This is a genomic window from Daejeonella sp. JGW-45, assembly GCF_029360805.1.
Lineage (GTDB): Bacteria > Bacteroidota > Bacteroidia > Sphingobacteriales > Sphingobacteriaceae > Daejeonella.
The window spans coordinates 197,424-215,049 of the sequence record NZ_JARKNC010000008.1 but is presented as its reverse complement, the minus strand read 5'-3'; the positions used below and the strand labels follow the sequence as shown (position 1 = coordinate 215,049).

20 protein-coding genes are annotated in these 17,626 nt (G+C 45.4%); 13 read left to right on the top strand and 7 right to left on the bottom strand.

All coding sequences use genetic code 11. From position 1 onward, the window contains the following. The first annotated feature begins 32 nt into the window (after positions 1-32). The 3 genes from P2W76_RS10430 to P2W76_RS10420 all read left to right on the top strand — a co-directional run bounded on the left by P2W76_RS10430 (position 33) and on the right by P2W76_RS10420 (position 3,235). Entirely contained in the window at positions 33-1,346 is a 1,314-nt protein-coding gene (locus P2W76_RS10430; RefSeq protein WP_276347765.1) for an aspartate kinase, read from the top strand. Positions 1,347-1,378: 32 nt separating this feature from the next. Further along, positions 1,379-2,533: a diaminopimelate decarboxylase gene (gene lysA / locus P2W76_RS10425; RefSeq protein ID WP_276347764.1), complete on the top strand. Its 1,155-nt coding sequence runs from the start codon at positions 1,379-1,381 to the stop codon at positions 2,531-2,533. Between the two features lie 387 nt (positions 2,534-2,920). Then, on the top strand, positions 2,921-3,235 hold the full coding sequence (locus tag P2W76_RS10420) for a hypothetical protein (RefSeq protein ID WP_276347763.1): 315 nt from the start codon (positions 2,921-2,923) through the stop codon (positions 3,233-3,235). Between the two features lie 310 nt (positions 3,236-3,545). Here the strand turns inward: P2W76_RS10420 and P2W76_RS10415 are convergent, their stop codons facing one another. After that, positions 3,546-4,766, bottom strand: coding sequence for an acyl-CoA dehydrogenase family protein (locus tag P2W76_RS10415; RefSeq protein ID WP_276347762.1), 1,221 nt, complete (start codon positions 4,764-4,766; stop codon positions 3,546-3,548). A 222-nt stretch (positions 4,767-4,988) separates the two neighbouring features. Between P2W76_RS10415 and P2W76_RS10410 the strand changes: the two genes are divergently transcribed. After that, positions 4,989-5,387, top strand: a complete 399-nt coding sequence (locus P2W76_RS10410) for a hypothetical protein (protein ID WP_276347761.1) — start codon at positions 4,989-4,991, stop codon at positions 5,385-5,387. Positions 5,388-5,439: 52 nt separating this feature from the next. Here P2W76_RS10410 and P2W76_RS10405 read toward each other — a convergent pair whose 3' ends face one another. Next, positions 5,440-5,853, bottom strand: a complete 414-nt coding sequence (locus P2W76_RS10405) for a hypothetical protein (RefSeq protein ID WP_276347760.1) — start codon at positions 5,851-5,853, stop codon at positions 5,440-5,442. Between the two features lie 228 nt (positions 5,854-6,081). On the opposite strand from P2W76_RS10405, the gene P2W76_RS10400 reads away from it, so the two are divergent. The 3 genes from P2W76_RS10400 (at position 6,082) to P2W76_RS10390 (ending at position 7,775) form a co-directional block, all read left to right on the top strand. Beyond that, complete coding sequence (locus tag P2W76_RS10400; protein ID WP_276347759.1) at positions 6,082-6,270, top strand: DUF551 domain-containing protein; 189 nt, start codon at positions 6,082-6,084, stop codon at positions 6,268-6,270. A gap of 126 nt (positions 6,271-6,396) precedes the next feature. Continuing rightward, positions 6,397-6,837 (top strand): DUF2147 domain-containing protein, encoded by a 441-nt coding sequence (locus P2W76_RS10395; protein ID WP_276347758.1) that lies wholly within the window; start codon positions 6,397-6,399, stop codon positions 6,835-6,837. Between the two features lie 20 nt (positions 6,838-6,857). Beyond that, complete coding sequence (locus tag P2W76_RS10390) at positions 6,858-7,775, top strand: SdiA-regulated domain-containing protein (RefSeq protein ID WP_276347757.1); 918 nt, start codon at positions 6,858-6,860, stop codon at positions 7,773-7,775. A 16-nt stretch (positions 7,776-7,791) separates the two neighbouring features. Here P2W76_RS10390 and P2W76_RS10385 read toward each other — a convergent pair whose 3' ends face one another. Beyond that, positions 7,792-9,069, bottom strand: a complete 1,278-nt coding sequence (locus tag P2W76_RS10385; RefSeq protein ID WP_276347756.1) for a HAMP domain-containing sensor histidine kinase — start codon at positions 9,067-9,069, stop codon at positions 7,792-7,794. Positions 9,070-9,204: 135 nt separating this feature from the next. On the opposite strand from P2W76_RS10385, the gene P2W76_RS10380 reads away from it, so the two are divergent. Next, entirely contained in the window at positions 9,205-9,501 is a 297-nt protein-coding gene (locus P2W76_RS10380) for a hypothetical protein (protein WP_276347755.1), read from the top strand. A gap of 95 nt (positions 9,502-9,596) precedes the next feature. Here the strand turns inward: P2W76_RS10380 and P2W76_RS10375 are convergent, their stop codons facing one another. The 3 genes from P2W76_RS10375 to P2W76_RS10365 form a co-directional block, all read right to left on the bottom strand. Next, a complete protein-coding gene (locus tag P2W76_RS10375; RefSeq protein WP_276347754.1) occupies positions 9,597-11,048 on the bottom strand; it encodes a M48 family metalloprotease in 1,452 nt (483 codons plus the stop codon). Between the two features lie 92 nt (positions 11,049-11,140). After that, positions 11,141-11,911, bottom strand: a complete 771-nt coding sequence (locus P2W76_RS10370) for a Ku protein (protein ID WP_276347753.1) — start codon at positions 11,909-11,911, stop codon at positions 11,141-11,143. A gap of 51 nt (positions 11,912-11,962) precedes the next feature. Beyond that, positions 11,963-12,727 carry a DUF1080 domain-containing protein gene (locus P2W76_RS10365; RefSeq protein WP_276347752.1) on the bottom strand — a complete coding sequence of 255 codons (765 nt, stop codon included), beginning with the start codon at positions 12,725-12,727 and terminating at the stop codon, positions 11,963-11,965. 70 nt (positions 12,728-12,797) lie between these two features. On the opposite strand from P2W76_RS10365, the gene folB reads away from it, so the two are divergent. From folB to P2W76_RS10350, 3 genes are read left to right on the top strand one after another with little or no spacing between them, the layout of a single operon-like run. After that, positions 12,798-13,163, top strand: coding sequence for a dihydroneopterin aldolase (folB, locus tag P2W76_RS10360; RefSeq protein WP_276347751.1), 366 nt, complete (start codon positions 12,798-12,800; stop codon positions 13,161-13,163). A gap of 2 nt (positions 13,164-13,165) precedes the next feature. After that, positions 13,166-14,563 (top strand): FAD-linked oxidase C-terminal domain-containing protein, encoded by a 1,398-nt coding sequence (locus P2W76_RS10355; RefSeq protein ID WP_276347750.1) that lies wholly within the window; start codon positions 13,166-13,168, stop codon positions 14,561-14,563. A gap of 2 nt (positions 14,564-14,565) precedes the next feature. Continuing rightward, positions 14,566-15,198, top strand: a complete 633-nt coding sequence (locus tag P2W76_RS10350) for an MgtC/SapB family protein (protein WP_276347749.1) — start codon at positions 14,566-14,568, stop codon at positions 15,196-15,198. Here the strand turns inward: P2W76_RS10350 and P2W76_RS10345 are convergent. Next, positions 15,167-15,616, bottom strand: a complete 450-nt coding sequence (locus P2W76_RS10345) for an acyl-CoA thioesterase (protein WP_276347748.1) — start codon at positions 15,614-15,616, stop codon at positions 15,167-15,169. The two genes, P2W76_RS10350 and P2W76_RS10345, sit on opposite strands and share 32 nt — an antisense overlap. Before the next feature lie 139 nt (positions 15,617-15,755). Here P2W76_RS10345 and P2W76_RS10340 point away from each other — a divergent pair, with 139 nt between their 5' ends. Continuing rightward, positions 15,756-16,205 (top strand): Hsp20/alpha crystallin family protein, encoded by a 450-nt coding sequence (locus tag P2W76_RS10340; RefSeq protein ID WP_276347747.1) that lies wholly within the window; start codon positions 15,756-15,758, stop codon positions 16,203-16,205. A 98-nt stretch (positions 16,206-16,303) separates the two neighbouring features. Further along, on the top strand, positions 16,304-17,614 hold the full coding sequence (locus P2W76_RS10335) for a nicotinamide mononucleotide adenylyltransferase (RefSeq protein ID WP_276347746.1): 1,311 nt from the start codon (positions 16,304-16,306) through the stop codon (positions 17,612-17,614). The last annotated feature ends 12 nt before the right edge of the window (positions 17,615-17,626 follow it).

Genomic DNA, 17,626 nt, shown 5'->3' with positions numbered 1-17,626 from the left:
ATCATTTGCTGCAATCTAAAATTGAACATTAAATGAAGGTACTAAAGTTCGGAGGAACATCTGTAGGAAGCCCCGAAAGGATTAAAAAACTATTAGACATTATTAAACCGAAAGAGAAGCAGATCGTTGTGTTATCTGCTGTTTCGGGTACTACAAACAGCTTATTGGAGATAGCGCAGGCTTATCTTGCAGGAGATAAACAGAAGGCGGCAGATCTAACCAGGGCGCTTAACGACAAGTATGAGGTTTTTATAAAGGAACTGTTCTCTACGCCGGAAGGCCTGGAGGATGGCAAAAACCTGATCGACTATCATTTTGGCCTCATTTCCTCTTTTGCCAATGAACATTTTACAACTATCGAGGAGAAGATCATCCTGGCGCAGGGCGAACTGATCTCGACTACCCTGTATCACATTTACCTGAAAGAGATTGGGGTGAGGTCGCGCTTGCTTCCTGCACTCGATTTTATGAAGATAGATGAAGATAACGAGCCTGTGGTAGAATATATTACCGAGCACCTTAAGCCGCTGATCGATGAGGATCCTACTGAGACGTTCTTCATCACCCAGGGTTATATCTGCCGGAATTCTTTTGGCGAGGTAGATAACCTGCGCCGCGGGGGAAGCGATTATACCGCTTCACTGATCGGTGCGGCCATCGGCGCCGATGAGGTTCAGATCTGGACTGACATTGACGGGATGCATAACAATGACCCGCGGATCGTAAAGGGCACTAAACCGATCGCGCAGCTGTCGTTCGACGAAGCAGCCGAGCTGGCTTACTTTGGTGCAAAGATCCTGCACCCGCAGAGTGTGTTCCCGGCACAGAAGTACAAGGTTCCTGTTCGTTTGCTGAACACCATGGAACCTGAAGCGCACGGCACGCTTATTACCAATGATAGCGAACGCGGTAAGATCAAGTCTATTGCTGCAAAGGATGGAATTACGGCCATTAAGATACAATCGAGCCGTATGCTGCTTGCCTATGGATTTCTGCGGCGTGTATTTGAGGTCTTTGAGCGATATAAAACCCCGATAGATATGATCACCACTTCGGAGGTGGCGGTATCGGTTACTATCGACGAGACACGCAACCTGGACGATATCCTGCAGGAGTTGAACAGCTTCGGGTCAGTGGAAGTGGATAATAGCCAAACCATCGTATGTGTTGTGGGCGATTTTGGTGCGGATAAGCATGGGTACGCTGCCCGTGTGTTCGAAGCGCTGAAGCACATCCCGATCAGGATGATATCCTACGGCGGAAGCAGCTATAATATCTCTTTATTGCTTGACGATAAGCATAAGGTAGAGGCTCTCCGTTCATTGCACAACCGTTTATTTGAATAACATTCTTCAGCCCCGCTGGCAGATCTTTGTATATGTTTGATAACAACACATTAGCGCGTTTCCAGGATCTGGAAACACCGTTTTATTACTATGACCTGGCGCTGCTTGGTGAGACACTGCAGTCGTGCAAATCGGCCGCAGATAAGTATGGTTTCCACGTGCACTATGCCTTTAAGGCCAATTTTAACGAGCGCGTACTGCAGGCTATCCAGGCTGTGGGTTTTGGTGCCGACTGCGTAAGCGGTAATGAGGTTAAAAAGGCCATCGAGATCGGGTTTGCACCCGAGAAAGTGGTGTTTGCCGGCGTGGGAAAATCAGACAGAGAGATCATTCAGGCGCTGGATAATGATATTTATTGCTTTAATGTCGAATCGGTCCAGGAGTTAGGTGTGATCAACGGCCTCGCTGCCGAACGCGGTAAAATTGCCAGGGTGGCTATCAGGATCAACCCTAACGTGGATGCTCATACCCACCATTATATTACTACCGGACTGGAGGAGAATAAGTTCGGTGTAAACCAGTGGGAGTTGAAGGCCTGCGCTGAAGAGCTGAGAAGATCGGCCAACCTTAAGCTCATCGGTATCCATTTTCATATCGGTTCGCAGATCACCAACCTGGAGATCTTCCGCAGTTTGTGTGTAAGAGCTAATGAGCTAAGCCAGTGGTTCGAAGACCATGGTTTTCAGCTGCAGATCCTGAACGTGGGCGGTGGCTTTGGAGTTAATTATCAGGATCCGGAAGGTTCGGCTGTGAATGATTTCGCGAGTTATTTCGAGGTGTTCGATAAGTTCCTGGAGCGTAAACCCGGACAGGAAGTGCATTTCGAGCTTGGCAGGGCCCTTGTGGCGCAAAGCGGCAATCTCATCAGCCGCGTATTGTATGTCAAGAACGGCCTGAAAAAGAATTTCCTTATCCTGGATGCGGGCATGACCGAGCTGATGCGCCCGGCGCTGTACCAGGCATACCATAAAATAGAGAATATCAGCGCTGATGCCAGCGGCGACCTCGTTAAATACGACGTGGTAGGACCTATCTGCGAAAGCACAGACTGGCTGGGCAAGGAAGTAGAGCTGCCCCTTTCAAAGCGTGGCGATCTCATTGCCATCCGTACGGCGGGGGCTTACGGGGAAGTGATGGCGTCGGGGTATAATTTGAGGGATATTGTGGGGTCGGAGTATTCAGAATAGAATTCAGATTCCGGGCGAAGGCCTACCTACCGCAGGCTGGCCGGAATCTCCATAATTACCTTATGGAGGCGTGTCATCCGATAGCTATCGGATCCAGCGAAAGCTGGAACCTTTCGTAGCTATCGTCTTGTGTATCATCAGTGAAGCTGACCTCTGATGCACGTTTTTTCTCCCTTAAATTTCTTGTAAATCTCGCTTCAGGCCGTTATATTAGATCTAATTCGTTAGCCTTCAGATGTATTGGATTAGTATATCCGAAGCACTCGCTTAGCTAATGATCGAACGTAGGATAAACGTAGGATAATCGTAAGATAAACGTAGGATAAACGTAGGATGGGGCATCCTTAGCTATGGCTTAATGGTTTCCTTGATATTAGATCATCTATTATGGCACGTTTTAAGACTAATCTGTTAATGAAGGGTACCAGCGGTCAGTTGAATCAGCAACTGGTGCTCAAGAATTATGGGGGTAAGACCTATATATCGCGATACCCGGATATGAGCAAGGTGAAATTTACGGAATCCCAGAAGACGGAGCAGGGTTTGTTTGCCGATGCTATTGCCTATGCCCGCTCAATTATCAGCGACCCGGAAAAGAAAGCCGCTTTCCAGGCAAGCCTTGAGCCCGGGCGTCGGGTTTACAACGCCGCCATCTCCGCTTACCTTAAAGAACACAAAAATAAAAAGGACCAGGAGTTGTGAGGAGCAAAGAGGCGGGAGACAAGAACCAAGATTCAGGAGCAAAGAATTAAGACCGGAATCGTACCTGTCGCTGGTCCGCGTTGTGGAGGCTGTCGAATAACTTTGTGAGGTCTTTAGGGCCTGTCTTTAAGAGGGTGTAAATAAGAAGTCGTGGTCGTATGTGTTTGAAAACTCCACATGCGACCACCTTCGGGGTCGATTTGTCGGAAATATCGAGTACTATAAATATGCGACCGCCTTCGGGGGTCGAAAAGTAAAATCTTTAACCGGACACTAGTAACTCTTGATTCTTGGCTCCTGATCCAAATAGCTATTCAAAAGAACTGATCCCCGTAACATCCATTCCCGTGATCAGCAGGTGAATATCATGCGTTCCTTCGTAGGTAACAACCGACTCTAAGTTCATCATGTGGCGCATTACCGGGTATTCGCCGGTTATACCCATCCCACCTAGCATCTGGCGTGCTTCGCGTGCTATGTTCATGGCGGTCTCCACGCTGTTACGTTTGGCCATGGAGATCTGCGCTGGCGTGGCCCGGTTCTCATTCTTAAGAACCCCCAGGCGCCATACCAGTAATTGCCCCTTGGTGATCTCGGTGATCATCTCGGCAAGCTTCTTTTGCTGCAGCTGGAAGCCCCCTATAGGGCGGCCGAACTGCTTACGTTCTTTTGAATAACGCAGTGCAGTGTCATAGCAGTCCATAGCGGCACCCAGCGCTCCCCAGGCTATTCCATAACGTGCCTGGTTAAGGCATCCCAGCGGGCCTTTTAAGCCCGAGGCATTTGGCAGCAGGTTTTCCTTAGGTACTTTAACATTATCGAATACCAGTTCACCGCTGGCAGAAGCCCTTAAGCTCCACTTTCCATGGATCTCCGGCGCTGAGAAGCCTTCCATTCCCTTTTCAACGATCAGGCCTTTAATAACGCCTTCCTCGTTCTTTGCCCATACAATGGCAATATCTGCAAAGGGCGAATTGGAGATCCACATCTTGGCACCGTTTAGCAAATAGTGATCGCCCTTATCCTTGATATTGGTGATCATGCTTCCCGGATCGGAGCCATGATCCGGCTCGGTCAGTCCGAAGCAGCCGATCATCTCGCCCGCAGCAAGTTTAGGCAGGTATTTCTTCTTCTGTTCCTCAGAGCCATAGGCATATATAGGATACATGACCAGGGAGCCTTGGACCGATGCTGTCGAGCGGATGCCTGAATCGCCGCGTTCTATTTCCTGCATGATCAGGCCGTAAGCGATATAGTCGAGGCCCGCGCCGCCGTACTCGGCAGGGATGGTAGGCCCGAAAGCACCTATATCAGCCAGCCCGGGAATAAGCTGCTTAGGGAACTGCGCTTTTTGAGCGGCGTCTTCTATGATAGGACTTACTTCTTTTTTTACCCAGTTCCTGACGCTGTCGCGGATTAATTTATGTTCATCACTCAGTAATTCATCGATCAGGTAGTAATCAGGCGCCTCATACAGGTCCTTCTTTGCCGACCGGTGTATATCATTCTGCTTTTGAGTTTCAAGTGACATAAGGAATCGTTTTTTCAAAACTAGTAAAATTAGGATAACGGGCAATGAGCTTTGAGCAATGAGCTGGGAGCGATGTGTCTTTCCGCTCTCCGCTTTTACCGAACAAATCCCTGCTTTCACCGAATACTTCCCTCACCCTGCCAATTAAGGATAGGCCGGCCTTGAATTCAATGGTACTTTTGATCAACAAATCAAACAAACAGAAAATAAAAACATACAATTATGAAAACTTTATACACTCTTTCGACAGTACTGCTTCTGGCTTTATCATTAAACGCATCAGCCGACGATAAGGTAAAAAGCAAAGAAAAATCGACAGCGGTTGCGGTGGCACCATTTACCTGGGGAGAACCTGAAGCCACTGCTCCGTTGTGGTTAAGTAACCTGAAAGCTAAGAACGCTTTAGTTCCGGCAGCACCTTTCGAATGGGGATCGCCGGAAGAAGAAGTAAGCATTAAGATGATCGTGCCTCTAGCGCCTTTCGTTTATGGAGAACCGGAAAGTGATGTACCTTACCGTCTACAATTCATTAAGGCCGTAAATGCAGATGTGCCGGTAGCATCTTTCGAGTTTGGAGATGCTGATGATGATCTGCCATCAGAGGTTGTGACGCGTAAATAGGTGAAACTGAAAACTGAAAGTTGAAGCTCTCAGTTTTCAGCTTTCAGTTCCTTCAGCTTTTCTGCCCTCTCCCCAGCATCCATCCCGCGGCAGCACCGCCAATACCCATCATGATTGCAGTGCACAGGCCTTCTACGAAGATCCCCTGGATGGTGTACATATTCATCTGGCCGTATACGATAAAGCCCGACCCAAGGGTGTAGAGGAAGAATGCGGTGGCTGCATAGACAGCGCCTTTAGACGCAGTTATTGCGCCGGCAGCATTCAGGCTCCAGGCCAGCAGGATACCCCAGATCAGGTTTCCCACACCAATAGCCCAGATTTCCATAGGCTCTTTGGTCAGTCCGGGGTAAGAAGGCATGGAAGACATGAAATAATCGGCCATGATGATCCCGTAGATCAGATACCCCACGAAGAAAGTAACAATTCCTGCTACGATCCCGCTAATTAAAGTTTTTGTGTTCATGCGTTTGTGGTTAAGAGTTTAGTTACAGAAATTTAGACTTAAAGTATGAGATATCCAAAGAATTTATCTCTTTTGTAGGTGCTTAACCTATTGATAATCAAATAAACCGAGCGGAATTTGTTCTATACACGCCCAAAGCCCACAACCCAAAGCTGACCGCCCATAGCTCACAGCTCAAAGCTCACAGCCCATTATACTGAAAGCCCAAAATAGTTTATATATTTACATATGGTTTGGAAATTAGTAAAAGACGAATTACCTGAACAGGCAAAAGATGTGCTCTTGTTTGACGGCGGACAGATTTACTTTGGATACTACAGTGAAAAATATCACAAGTTCGTGGTAGCTAATGATAAAGTGTCGCTTGAGGACTTCACCCACTGGATGACTTTGCCTCCATTCCCTCCCAAGGGCTGACGCCCTGTTACCCGGTTAAGGGTGGTTCATAGAGATAGTTAATTTGCCCGGCATTGTTTTTGTATAAACAGCCCAACGCCGCTTTTGCCCGCGCTCGGGAGGGGTCGGCAATTAACTATATCAACCATGAAATTTAAAATTATATTTACACTACTGACCATTTTTGCTCGTGGAAGTTATTCCTACGCACAGTCTGCAGACGTTATATTGGGTATCTGGCAAAGTGAGCACGGCAGCGGAAGGATCCAGGTCTTCAAAGAAGGCGAAAGCTACAACGGCAGGATCGTCTGGCTAAAGGATGAAAAGGATGAATCAGGGAAACCTAAAACGGATATAAATAATCCGTCAGAGGCGTTAAAGTCGCAACCGATTAAAGGGCTTGAAGTGCTCAGTGATTTCACATATAGTGATAATGGCGAATGGGAGGGCGGAACCGTGTACGATCCCAGGTCAGGTAAGAAGTACAGTTGCAAACTTTCCCTTAGCGGGAATGGCCAGCTTGAGATCCGGGCATTCAAGGGAATTAGCCTTATTGGTAAAACCCAGGTATGGTCCAGGGTAAAATAATTTGAACTAATGTTAACAGAATGAGAGATAAGACACCTATTAAAATTATTGCGTTGATCGTGATTCCCATAGCTCTGGCAGTTGCGGTTAAGTTCAGCAACTTTAACGATCGGGATAAGAAAGAGAAGAAAGGCGATAAGGAGGATCAGATTGGATTATTGGGTGTGGATGATGATGTTAAGGTCAGGGTTCTGACTAGCTGGCTGCTGCCTGATGAATTGCTCGAGGTTTCCGGTATAAGCTGGTTTGACCGCGACCGCTTTGCCTGTGTGCAGGATGAACTTGGAAAAGTATTCATCTTCAATACCAGGTTGAATAAGATAGAAAAAGGAATTCCATTTGGTCCTACCGGCGACTATGAAGGCGTTGCCGTGGCTGGTAATGCCATGTACGTTTTAAGGGCGGATGGAGTAATTTTCGAGATCAGCAACTTTACGGCCGCCAAGCCTAAAGTAAGGCAGTATAAAACTCTGTTAACGAAGAAAGAAGATAGCGAGAGCCTCGCATTCGATAAAAAAAACAACAGGCTGCTGATAGCGGTTAAGGCACGCGACAAGCGCAGCGATGATTATAAAGGAATTTATGCTTTCGACTTAAGAAGCAAGACCATGTCTGCGCAGCCCGTTTATAAGATAATGCTTAACGACCCGATCTTTAATGAAGTAAATACTGGAAAGTCAAAAGATGCTATCAGCCCGTCTGACATAGACATACATCCGCAAACCGGCGATATTTACATCCTGGAAGGTACGAAGCCCAAGCTGCTGGTAATGAATCAGAAAGGAGCGATGCTGTCTCTGCATAAGCTTAAGGGCGGCGACTTTTCTCAGCCGGAAGGGCTGGCGTTTAGCCCGGATGGTAAAATGTATATCTCCAACGAGGGGAATAAAGGCACCGGGAACATCCTGCAGGTCGAAATAGTAGAAAAAGGCAAATAACAGGTTCTGTATCTGGTTAGGACAGGGGCATGATGATGTAAAAAGTAGTCCCCGCGCCCGGTGTGCTTTCAAACCTGATCTTTCCGTTCTGCAGCTCGGTAAATTCCTTACTGAGGCTTAGCCCAAGTCCCACGCCTTTTTCATTATTTGTACCGTAGGATGATTCGGCCCGGATACTGAACACAGCTGCTTTAGTTCTGTCATCCATGCCGACACCATTATCTTTGATAACAATTTCACAGGCAGAATCATGGCGTCTGGCCTCCAAGCTTACCATATTTCCCGAATGTGTAAATTTGATGGCATTGCTCAATATATTACGGATCACAAGCTGAAGCATGTTTTTATCAGCAAGCAACATGGCTTCCGGGTCTATGGTATAGGTCATCGTAATGCCTTTACGTTCGGCGATAGGCTGGAAGACAGTGATCACGGGAGTTATCGCTTCGGCAAGGTTTATCAATTTGTTGTTTATCACTATACCCTCCATCTGCGACTTTGACCACATCAGCAGGTTGGATAACATCATGTCGGTATTCTGGGTGAGTTGCATCAGGTTGCACCTCACTTTTTCGCTGTCTTCATGATCTATGTCCATCTCAGTCAGGATCTCCAGGTAGCTCTGGATAGATGCGATAGGTGCACGCAGATCATGCGATACGATGGAGAACATCTTGTTCTTGGTCTGATTGATCCTTTCCAGATCCTCCGCTTTTGCCTTCAACAGCTCCTGCGACCTGTAGTAGTTGCGTTTTACGTAGTGCAGGCCGATTAATATGATCATCGCACAGAGGCAATAGGTTGTCACTATGTCGCCAAACCTGGACAACCTGCTTACGTATGCAATTTCAATTGCCGGAGGGTTAAGGTATTCGAACAGGGGGAGACCGACGGCTATCAAGATGTTAAGGCTCAGCCAGTATTTGTACGATTCAGGTTTAGAAACCGCTGCTACGAGGAAGAAAACAGCAAGCAGAAGTAAAAGAGATGGTCCGCTGATCCCGGAGTTATAATAATAATTAGCTATGAGGATCACATGAATTATCAGCAGGGAGAGGATCAGGCTGAGCCTGGACCTGTTTCTGTATCTCGACAGGTAAAAAAGAAGACATTGAATCAGCATGCCCGCAAAGGAAAGCCAGGCTGAAACAGGCAGGTCCAAAGCGAAGTTCAAGGGAATGCAATATGCCAGGGTTATTATAGCGACAATGCAGAAAGAATGGAAGATCCTGTGCTCGAGCGAAAAGTCAGAATAGCTTCCTGTTAAATTGTATAAGGTTTTTTTGAGAGGCATTTAGGATTTAAATATATCGCATAAAAAGCATTAAGCGATAAAAAATTCATAATTGAATATGAATGTAAACGAAGGGAAACATTTTTTTGAAATAGATGTTCAGCTAATAACTATTAATCACTAACCAAACGAACAATGAAAACTCTAAACAGACAAATTAACCTGAAACATTTGTACGCAGTATTGTTCCTTAGCATAACTACGCTTATGGCCAATGCGCAGGATACGACCGCAACTTCCACAACAACCAGATCAAGCAGCTCTGTTACAACAGAAACCACCACAGTTGAGCCATGGGTATGGATAGTAGGTGCAGCCGTGCTTATTATTATAATCGTTGCACTTGTTCGCGGTGGCAGTAGCACAAAGTCTGCTGCAGGAACTACCGACCGGGTTACCTACACAAAGAAGGTAGAAAGCGAGAAGGAATAACCCTCGTCACAGGATACAAAAAGCTCAGCTGTTAATGGATAGCTGAGCTTTTTTATGTGCGCTGAACGCGCCTGCCAATAAGCAGTGGTCTGTGTTTATTGTTCCAGTACCTTGATAAGTGAGCCTTGGGCAACCTGGTCTGTTAAATTCATTCCATTCAATATAGACGTTTCTTCCATACGTTTCTCCGGAACCTTATAGTTGGCAAGTGCTTGCCGTAAGGTGCCTGTTTGCTTAACGGTCTTTATTCTGACGCGCTCAGGTAGCTTGTTAATCTTCTGGGCGTCGGTCAGCTGTCTGAAATTCCTCATCGTTTGCAGGAAAGCCGGAGAGTAATTGTTGAAGTCGGCAGGCGACGAGGCGCCAAGTAACATATAAATGTTGCCGCCATATTCGATCAGATAGGTAAGGGTTCTTGCTGTAGATGCCTGTCCTTGTTGTTGAGGCTTAACATCCGCGGTCATAGCAATAGCATTAAAGCCATTAACAGTAACCCTGCCTGATTCAATTACCTGAAGATTGTTTTGCTGTACAACCGAGTTAGCGGCCTCGTCCAGTGTTTTGCCTGGTGCGAAAGTCATCATCATTAAGGCTTTCCCATCTTTCGGAGCCATTTGCACACGTTGCGGAGTGTTCTCGTAGTTCCAGTTCTGCGGTACAGGGAACTGGAGCTTTAATACCGGATGGTAGAATACATTGCTTTCCAGGTATCCACCCTTAGGATCTTCGCCATAGATAATTCCATCGATCCTTTTCAGGTAGCTATTCCTGTTTATCTGCGGATTTGTGAGATTTAACTTTTTCTTCCATTCGATGGATAAGTTGTTAACTGCAACATTCCTGTCTGCAGGGTTGGGGTGGGTAGAAAGAAAGTCGGGAAGCTCGCCGCCTTGTGTTCCTGCACTTTTTCGTTGTAGCGTATTAAAGAAACCTGCCATTTCATGAGCATCATAGCCAATCCTGGAAGAATATTCAACACCCAGGTCGTCCGACTGCCGTTCAGCATCCCTGCCAAATTTCAAAAATAATACTCCAAGACCCTGTGATAAAGGTTCAGCAAACTCACCTAATTGCGGCACCAGGATCATGCTCCCGATCAGGCCGACTTGCCCGAGAACCGCTTTTGTTTGCTGAGAAACCGTATGCCTGGCAGTGATATGACCTATCTCATGGCCAAGCACTCCTGCAAATTCGGCTTCATTATTAAAATGTGCCATGATCCCCCTGGTAAAATAAACATAGCCTCCGGGAACCGCAAAAGCATTTACAACATCCGAATCAACAATTTTAAACTCATACTGAAGGTTTGGTCGGTGAGATACCGCCGCCATAGCCTTACCTTTCTGAGTGATGAAGTCTTGAAGGTCCTTATCCTCATACAATCCATACTGGGCAATTATCTGGGGGTCTGATTCTTTTCCCATGGCAATTTCCTGCTCTTCAGACATTAAAACGATCTGCTTTTTCCCGGTAACGGGATTGACAGCACAGGCATTCATAAGGAATATCGACGTGCTAAAAAGACTTAATAAAACGAAACCTTTCATCTTTGTTTTGGGTGATTTAGTTAATACAAATGTAAATTCTTAACCTTACAAATTGGCCATGCGTGCCCGGCTGAAATTTTCTGCCTCATGCATCAGGCGCCTTTACGCGCACTCAGGCTTTCCATAAGTTGGGCATACAGGTCGTCGCTTGAAGCTTTCTCGGGTTTTAGCTTCTTAATTGAAGGCCGCTTGCCTTTTGCTTTTGCTTTGATGATCTTGAGCAGGTCGCTTGTGTACTCGTCTTTGAACTGATCTATCTTAAATTTGGAAGTGTACTGGTCGATTAATGCCAGACCCACATCAAGCTCCTTCTTGTTAATGCTGATATCTGAGGGTATTAAAATTTCTTCTGCCGAGCGGATCTCCTCAGCAAAACGGATCTTGCTGACAACTATCAGTTTCTCCAGTGCATGCAGCACACAAAGATTTTCACTGGTACGTAGCACAAATCTTCCTATACCCGCCTTTTTGGATTTGGTCAGGGCCTGATGCAAAAGGGCATAGGCCTTTCTGCCCTGTGTCTCCGGTTCCGAATAGTAGGAGGTTTCATAATAGATTGGATTGATCTCATCCATACTGACGAAATTCTCCAATTCGATCATTTTGGATTTTTTGGGACTGGCGTCTTCAAAGTCCTGATCATCCAGAATTACGTAATCATCATTTATAGCATAACCCTTCACGATCTTTTCGTAAGGTACTTCCTTCCGTGTTTTCTCGTTAATTCGCTGGAACTTAATCCTCGAGTGGTCCCGGCCATCCAGCATGTCCATATCGAGGGTGCTGTTCTGTACTGCCGAGTATAACTTCACAGGAATATTTACCAAACCAAATCCTATTGAACCTTTCCAGATCGCTCTCATAATTCAGACCCTTAGATTCTATCAACATTTCAGCAATGAAATGGTTTGGTATCAGAGCTCCCGTACCCAAATGTTGCGAAAGCTGATTGCCGGACTAGGGTCGCCATGGTCTTGCAGCTTAATGGGACTTGGACCATGCTTTTTGTATGAAGGCGGGCCAATATAAACGGTTTCGCCCGTTAGAGCTATATTGTTTTGGACGAGAATGCCGTTGTGGAACGCCGTTAGCCTTGCCGCTGATTTAAGCGAGCCGTCATCGTTAAATTGCGGCGCGGTCCATACTACGTCATAAGACTGCCATTCGCCTGGTTTTCTCGAAGCGTTCACGAGGGGGATAAATTGTTTGTAAATACTGCCAGCCTGACCATTGCTGTAGGTAGCGTTTTTATATGAATCCAGGATCTGTAATTCATAACCGTCGTCTCCCCCGCCTGTCGATGCCAGGAATAATCCGCTATTTCCACGGCCCTGTCCCTCGCCGTTAATGTCTGAGGGTATTCTCCACTCAATATGTAACTGGTAATTAGTAAATAACCTTTTCGTCTGGATATTTCCGGTTCCTTTCTTCACGGTGAATATGTTATCAGCAACGGTCCACCGGGCAGGGGATTGATCTTTCACCGAAACCCATTCATCTAGATTCTTGCCGCCAAACAACACAATCGCATCTGCAGGCGCAGATACAGCGCTTGCCGGGGGAGCAACGACTTTGGGAACAGGTGTCCATACTTCGGTGTCTTTGGGTTGGGGGCGCTGTGCATTTGCAGTTAGGCTTGATAATAGAATAACTGTTAAAATATAGACGGTTTGTTTCATGATCTCAGATTTAATTCATCCCAAGATAAGGAAAGGGAAGACTCTGCTCAAAATACTTTATTTTTGTTTTATGGGAACGATCAAGCAAAAGGTGAGCCTGGAGGGCATACGATTCTTTGCATATCACGGATTTTATCCCGAAGAGCAAGTCCTGGGAACCGAATTCATAGTTGATGTGGTTACAGAACTGGAGGTGTTCTCGGCCGGAGACGATGAAATATCCAATACCGTGAATTATGAAAGGCTGTTTCAAATAGTTGCTGCCGAAATGAAGAATCCCAGGAAGTTACTTGAAACGGTGGCTCATGCAATTCTCGCGGAAATAAGGCATGAGTTTCTTGCGGTTAAAAATATCCGGGTGCTTATCCGTAAAATGCATCCACCTCTTGGAGGCGATGTTAGAAATTCAGCAATTGAAGTAAATTATAGCCGTTAGTGATGTCATTCAATAGAATATCAGGACCGGTATTAGAACGCTTGTCAGAGATTGTGGGTGCAGAAAACCTGCTCACCAGCCGCGATCAGTTAGAGAAGTACTCGCATGACGAGACGGAGGACCTGGTTTATTACCCTCAAGCAGTCGTTAGGCCGGCGAATACCTCTCAGATCTCGGCACTCATGAAGCTCTGCAATGAAAATATGATTCCTGTCACTCCCCGCGGGGCAGGTACGGGATTAAGTGGCGGTGCTCTTGCCGTGCACGAGGGGCTTGTTATATCCTTGGATAGGTTCAATAAAATCATTGAAATTGACGAACGGAACCTGCAGGCAACTCTGGAGCCTGGGGTAATTACTGAGGAGTTAATGAATGCAGTCGCCGAAAAAGGATTGCAATACCCTGTAGACCCTTCCAGTAAAGGATCCTGTTTTATAGGCGGTAATATTGCTCACGGAAGCGGTGGTCCAAGGGTGGTGAAATATGGCACAATAAGGGAGTATATATTAAATCTTGAAGTGGTGCTACCCGATGGCGAAATTCTCTGGACAGGGGCGAATACACTGAAATATGCTGCAGGATATAATCTTACTCAGTTGATGATCGGTTCAGAGGGAACGCTCGGTATCATCACAAAAATAGTGTTAAAGTTAATACCGCTGACAATGCACAGCCTTGTCATGTTGGCTTCATTTCGTACAAACGAGCAGGCTTGTGCGGCTGTATCGTCCATATTCGTACGGGGCGTTGTGCCTTCAACGCTTGAATTTATGGAGAGATGTGGTGTAGAATGGGTAATGGAGTACGATCATTTCCAGTTCGACCTCAAACCCGGCATTGAAGCATTTTTAATGATTGAGCTGGATGGCAATGACCCGGGCCTGTTAATGGGCGATGCCGAAACGATTAACGATGTGCTCGAGTCTCATGGGTGCACAGACGTTCTGCTTGCTGATACGGCGGCCCAAAAGGAGGCAGTGTGGCGAATGAGGCGGACGATGCCGCTATCGGTCAAATCGAACTCTATTTATAAGGAAGAGGATACTGTCGTACCCCGTGCCGAATTGCCGAAACTTATTTATGGAATAAAACAGATAGGTGCACGTTTCGGTTTTGATTCCGTATGTTACGGCCATGCTGGCGATGGTAACCTGCATGTGAATATCATCAAGGGAAATATGAGTGATGCAGATTGGAACACGAAACTGAAGGACGGCATCCGGGAGATCTTTGAACTTACAGTCTCGCTGGGCGGTACAATATCTGGCGAGCATGGGATCGGCTCCGTTCAGCGGGAATTTATGAATATCAAGTATTCAGAGGTTCACCTCAATCTAATGAGAGGTATAAAGGCCGTTTTCGATCCTAAAGGAATACTTAATCCCGGTAAAATATTCTAGCTATGGAAATATCTCAGAACGATCTTATAACGATGCTGGTCTCTGTGCTTTGTGGTGGTGTGCTCGGTATAGAAAGGGAGTATCAGAACAAATCTGCCGGACTGCGGACGATTGTTCTGATCTGTCTTGGAGCTACTGTATTCACAATGATCTCATTGCGTATCGGCGGCGGCGATGACCGTGTAGCTGCTAATATAATTACAGGTATAGGTTTTATTGGGGCAGGAGTAATATTCAAGGAAAATTTCAATGTTAAGGGACTTACCACGGCCGCGGTGATCTGGATAGCAGCAGCCATTGGTATGGTAATCGGTGTCGAGGAGTATAACCTGGCTTTTGTCCTTTCATTTATTGTGATTTTGGTTCTTGGCGGCTTTGCAAAACTAGAGTTTGTTATCGATTTTATAAATCATAAGCGAACTTACAGGATTACATTTACCGACGATAACCTGGAGAACATCGACCGGCTGGTTGCTTTGGCAAAAGAAGAAAAGCTCCAGGCATCAGTAAGGCACCTTTCTAAATCTAATAACAGACTGATCGTGGACTTCGAAGTGAAGGGAAACAAGAAACATTTTCCGGCTTTGACAGAGCAATTAGTGATTAAACCTGAAATTCTGGGGATCGAACATTGAGTGCTTCGAAAGCCTGCATCTTATTTTTTTGATATATTGGTATAGGAGCTGATTTGTTCAATATATAATCATAGGTTACGCAGCCCGTGAGCCCTGTAGTACATATTTCTTCTTTTCCGTTTGTTTTTTTTACGAGGATATATTCGACATCGAAACTACTGTGTCCTATGCGTGATGTCCTCACGTATGCGTAAACTTCATCCTCAAGTCTGATAGGCTTCAGGTATTCTATTTCCGATCTCCGGACGATTATGCCCATTTCATTCCAGTCCCACTTGATGATCTCTTTCCAGTAAATCGATCGTGCTATCTCGAAATAAGTTAGGTATATGGCATTATTTACGTGCCCAAAAGCATCGATATCGGCAAAGCGAATAGGGATAGAAGTTTTGTAGTGATAGCCGTCGATGGTGCACATGTGTCAATTTGTCTTATTAAAATAAAATTAGATGCCATTTTGTCCTTGTAAAACGGTCGCTTCTAATCAGATAACACGATGGTACACCTATTGTTCTGCACTCTGAAAAATAAATAAAATATAAACGGAGGATATAAAAATGACTTTAGTAAAATTCACAAACGGACAGAAAGATGGTGCTTTGAAATCACCTTATACCGACATCTTTAATTCACTATTTAACCCGGAGCCCTACCTGGCCAAAAGCATTGTGGCAAGAGTTCCTGCGGTTAATATCGGAGAGACTGAAAGCGAGTTTCGTATTGAACTTGCTGTCCCGGGTCTGAAGAAGGACGACTTCAAGATCAATGTAGAAAAAGATCAGTTAAGTATTTCTGCAGATAAAAAGCAAGAAGATCAGGATAATGCGGATACAAGAAAGTATAACAGGAGGGAATTTAATTATAATTCTTTTACCAGGACATTCACCTTGCCGGAGTCTGCTGACCAGGCAAAGATCCAGGCGGAGTATACTGATGGAATTCTGTTCATTACAGTAGCGAAAAAAGAAGAGGCTAAGATCCAGGTTAGAGAGATCGCGGTTAAATAAGTTTAAGTTTAGGTTTGTTGATTAGAAGGGTGGCTTGTTTTACAGGCCGCCTTTTCTTTTTTCTGATTGGTCCAAGTCAAAAATTGTAGATTTGCAGCATGGTGAGAGAAATTTTAGAAACTAAACGAAAAGCACTGAAGATAAATTTGGATGAAGCTATTTATGGAACTTTTGCAGAGATAGGCGCAGGGCAGGAGGTTGCCAGGAATTTCTTCACCGCTGGTGCTGCCTCAGGTACCATTGCCAAAACGATGTCGGCTTATGACATGGTATTTAGTAATTCAATTTATGGTACTGAAGAGTCAGGGCGCTACGTTTCAGAATCCCGGCTTGATAAAATGATCCGTCACGAATTCGGCTTATTATCTGAGCGTCTTCACGGACCTCAATATGAAAACAAGACTTTTTTCGCTTTTGCCGATACAGTTACTACTCTCAACTTTAATAAGACCAACGACCCGCACGGTTGGCTGGGTATCAGGTTTCAACTGACCCCTGGCGGCGAGCCTAATGATATTGTTTTTCACGTCCGGCTGCTCGATAGCGATTCTAACCTGCAGCAGAATGTTCTGGGGGTATTAGGGGTAAACCTGGTTTATGCAGCCTACTACTACAATGATAATGTTCAGGCGATGATCGAATCACTCGTAGACAATCTTTCTGTGGGTTCTGTCGAGATCGATCTAATTAGTATAAACGGCCCCCGGTTCAAAAACGCCAACGACAGGCTGGTGAATTTATATCTTATTGCGAAGGGTTTTTCAGGTGCAGCAATATTCGATCCCAGAGGAGAGGCGCGGCAGTCTAAGGATGTTCTTTACAAAAAGGATGTTATGATCCTGCGAACCAAATTTGGTCAGAAATCCACGCCTAATTTTGATCTGTTTAACAGGGCCGTTGAGCAGTTCAAACGGTCGCAGCAAGTCAGTGATAATAATGTCATTGTGCTTATTGAGATCCTCATGACAAATTTTCTGGACGATAAATCAGAGCTCAATAACCAGGACCTTGAACAGTTTGCTAAACGTGCCGAAGAGTTATGCGCCACAGGGAATCATGTAATTGTCTCGGATTTCGCGCGTAATCATAAACTGGCTCAATACCTTTCGAGATGTAATCCCAAAAGCGTAGGGATATCTACAAATATTGCCAATCTTAAAAATATTTTTAATTCCGGTAATTACGGGGAGAATTACACCGATGAGCTGTTGGCTTACATCAGCGATCTCTTCAGCAGAAAAGCTAAATTATATGCTTACCCGTATCTGGATAAGAACAATAACGAGATCATCACTACGCGTAATATGCCTGTTTCTAAAGAGGCTAAACACTTGTTTGAATTCTTAGTGCAGAACGGCTATATAACGGATATTGATGAGTATGATACGAAGGACGTAAAGACGGTATAAGTTGTAGGTTAT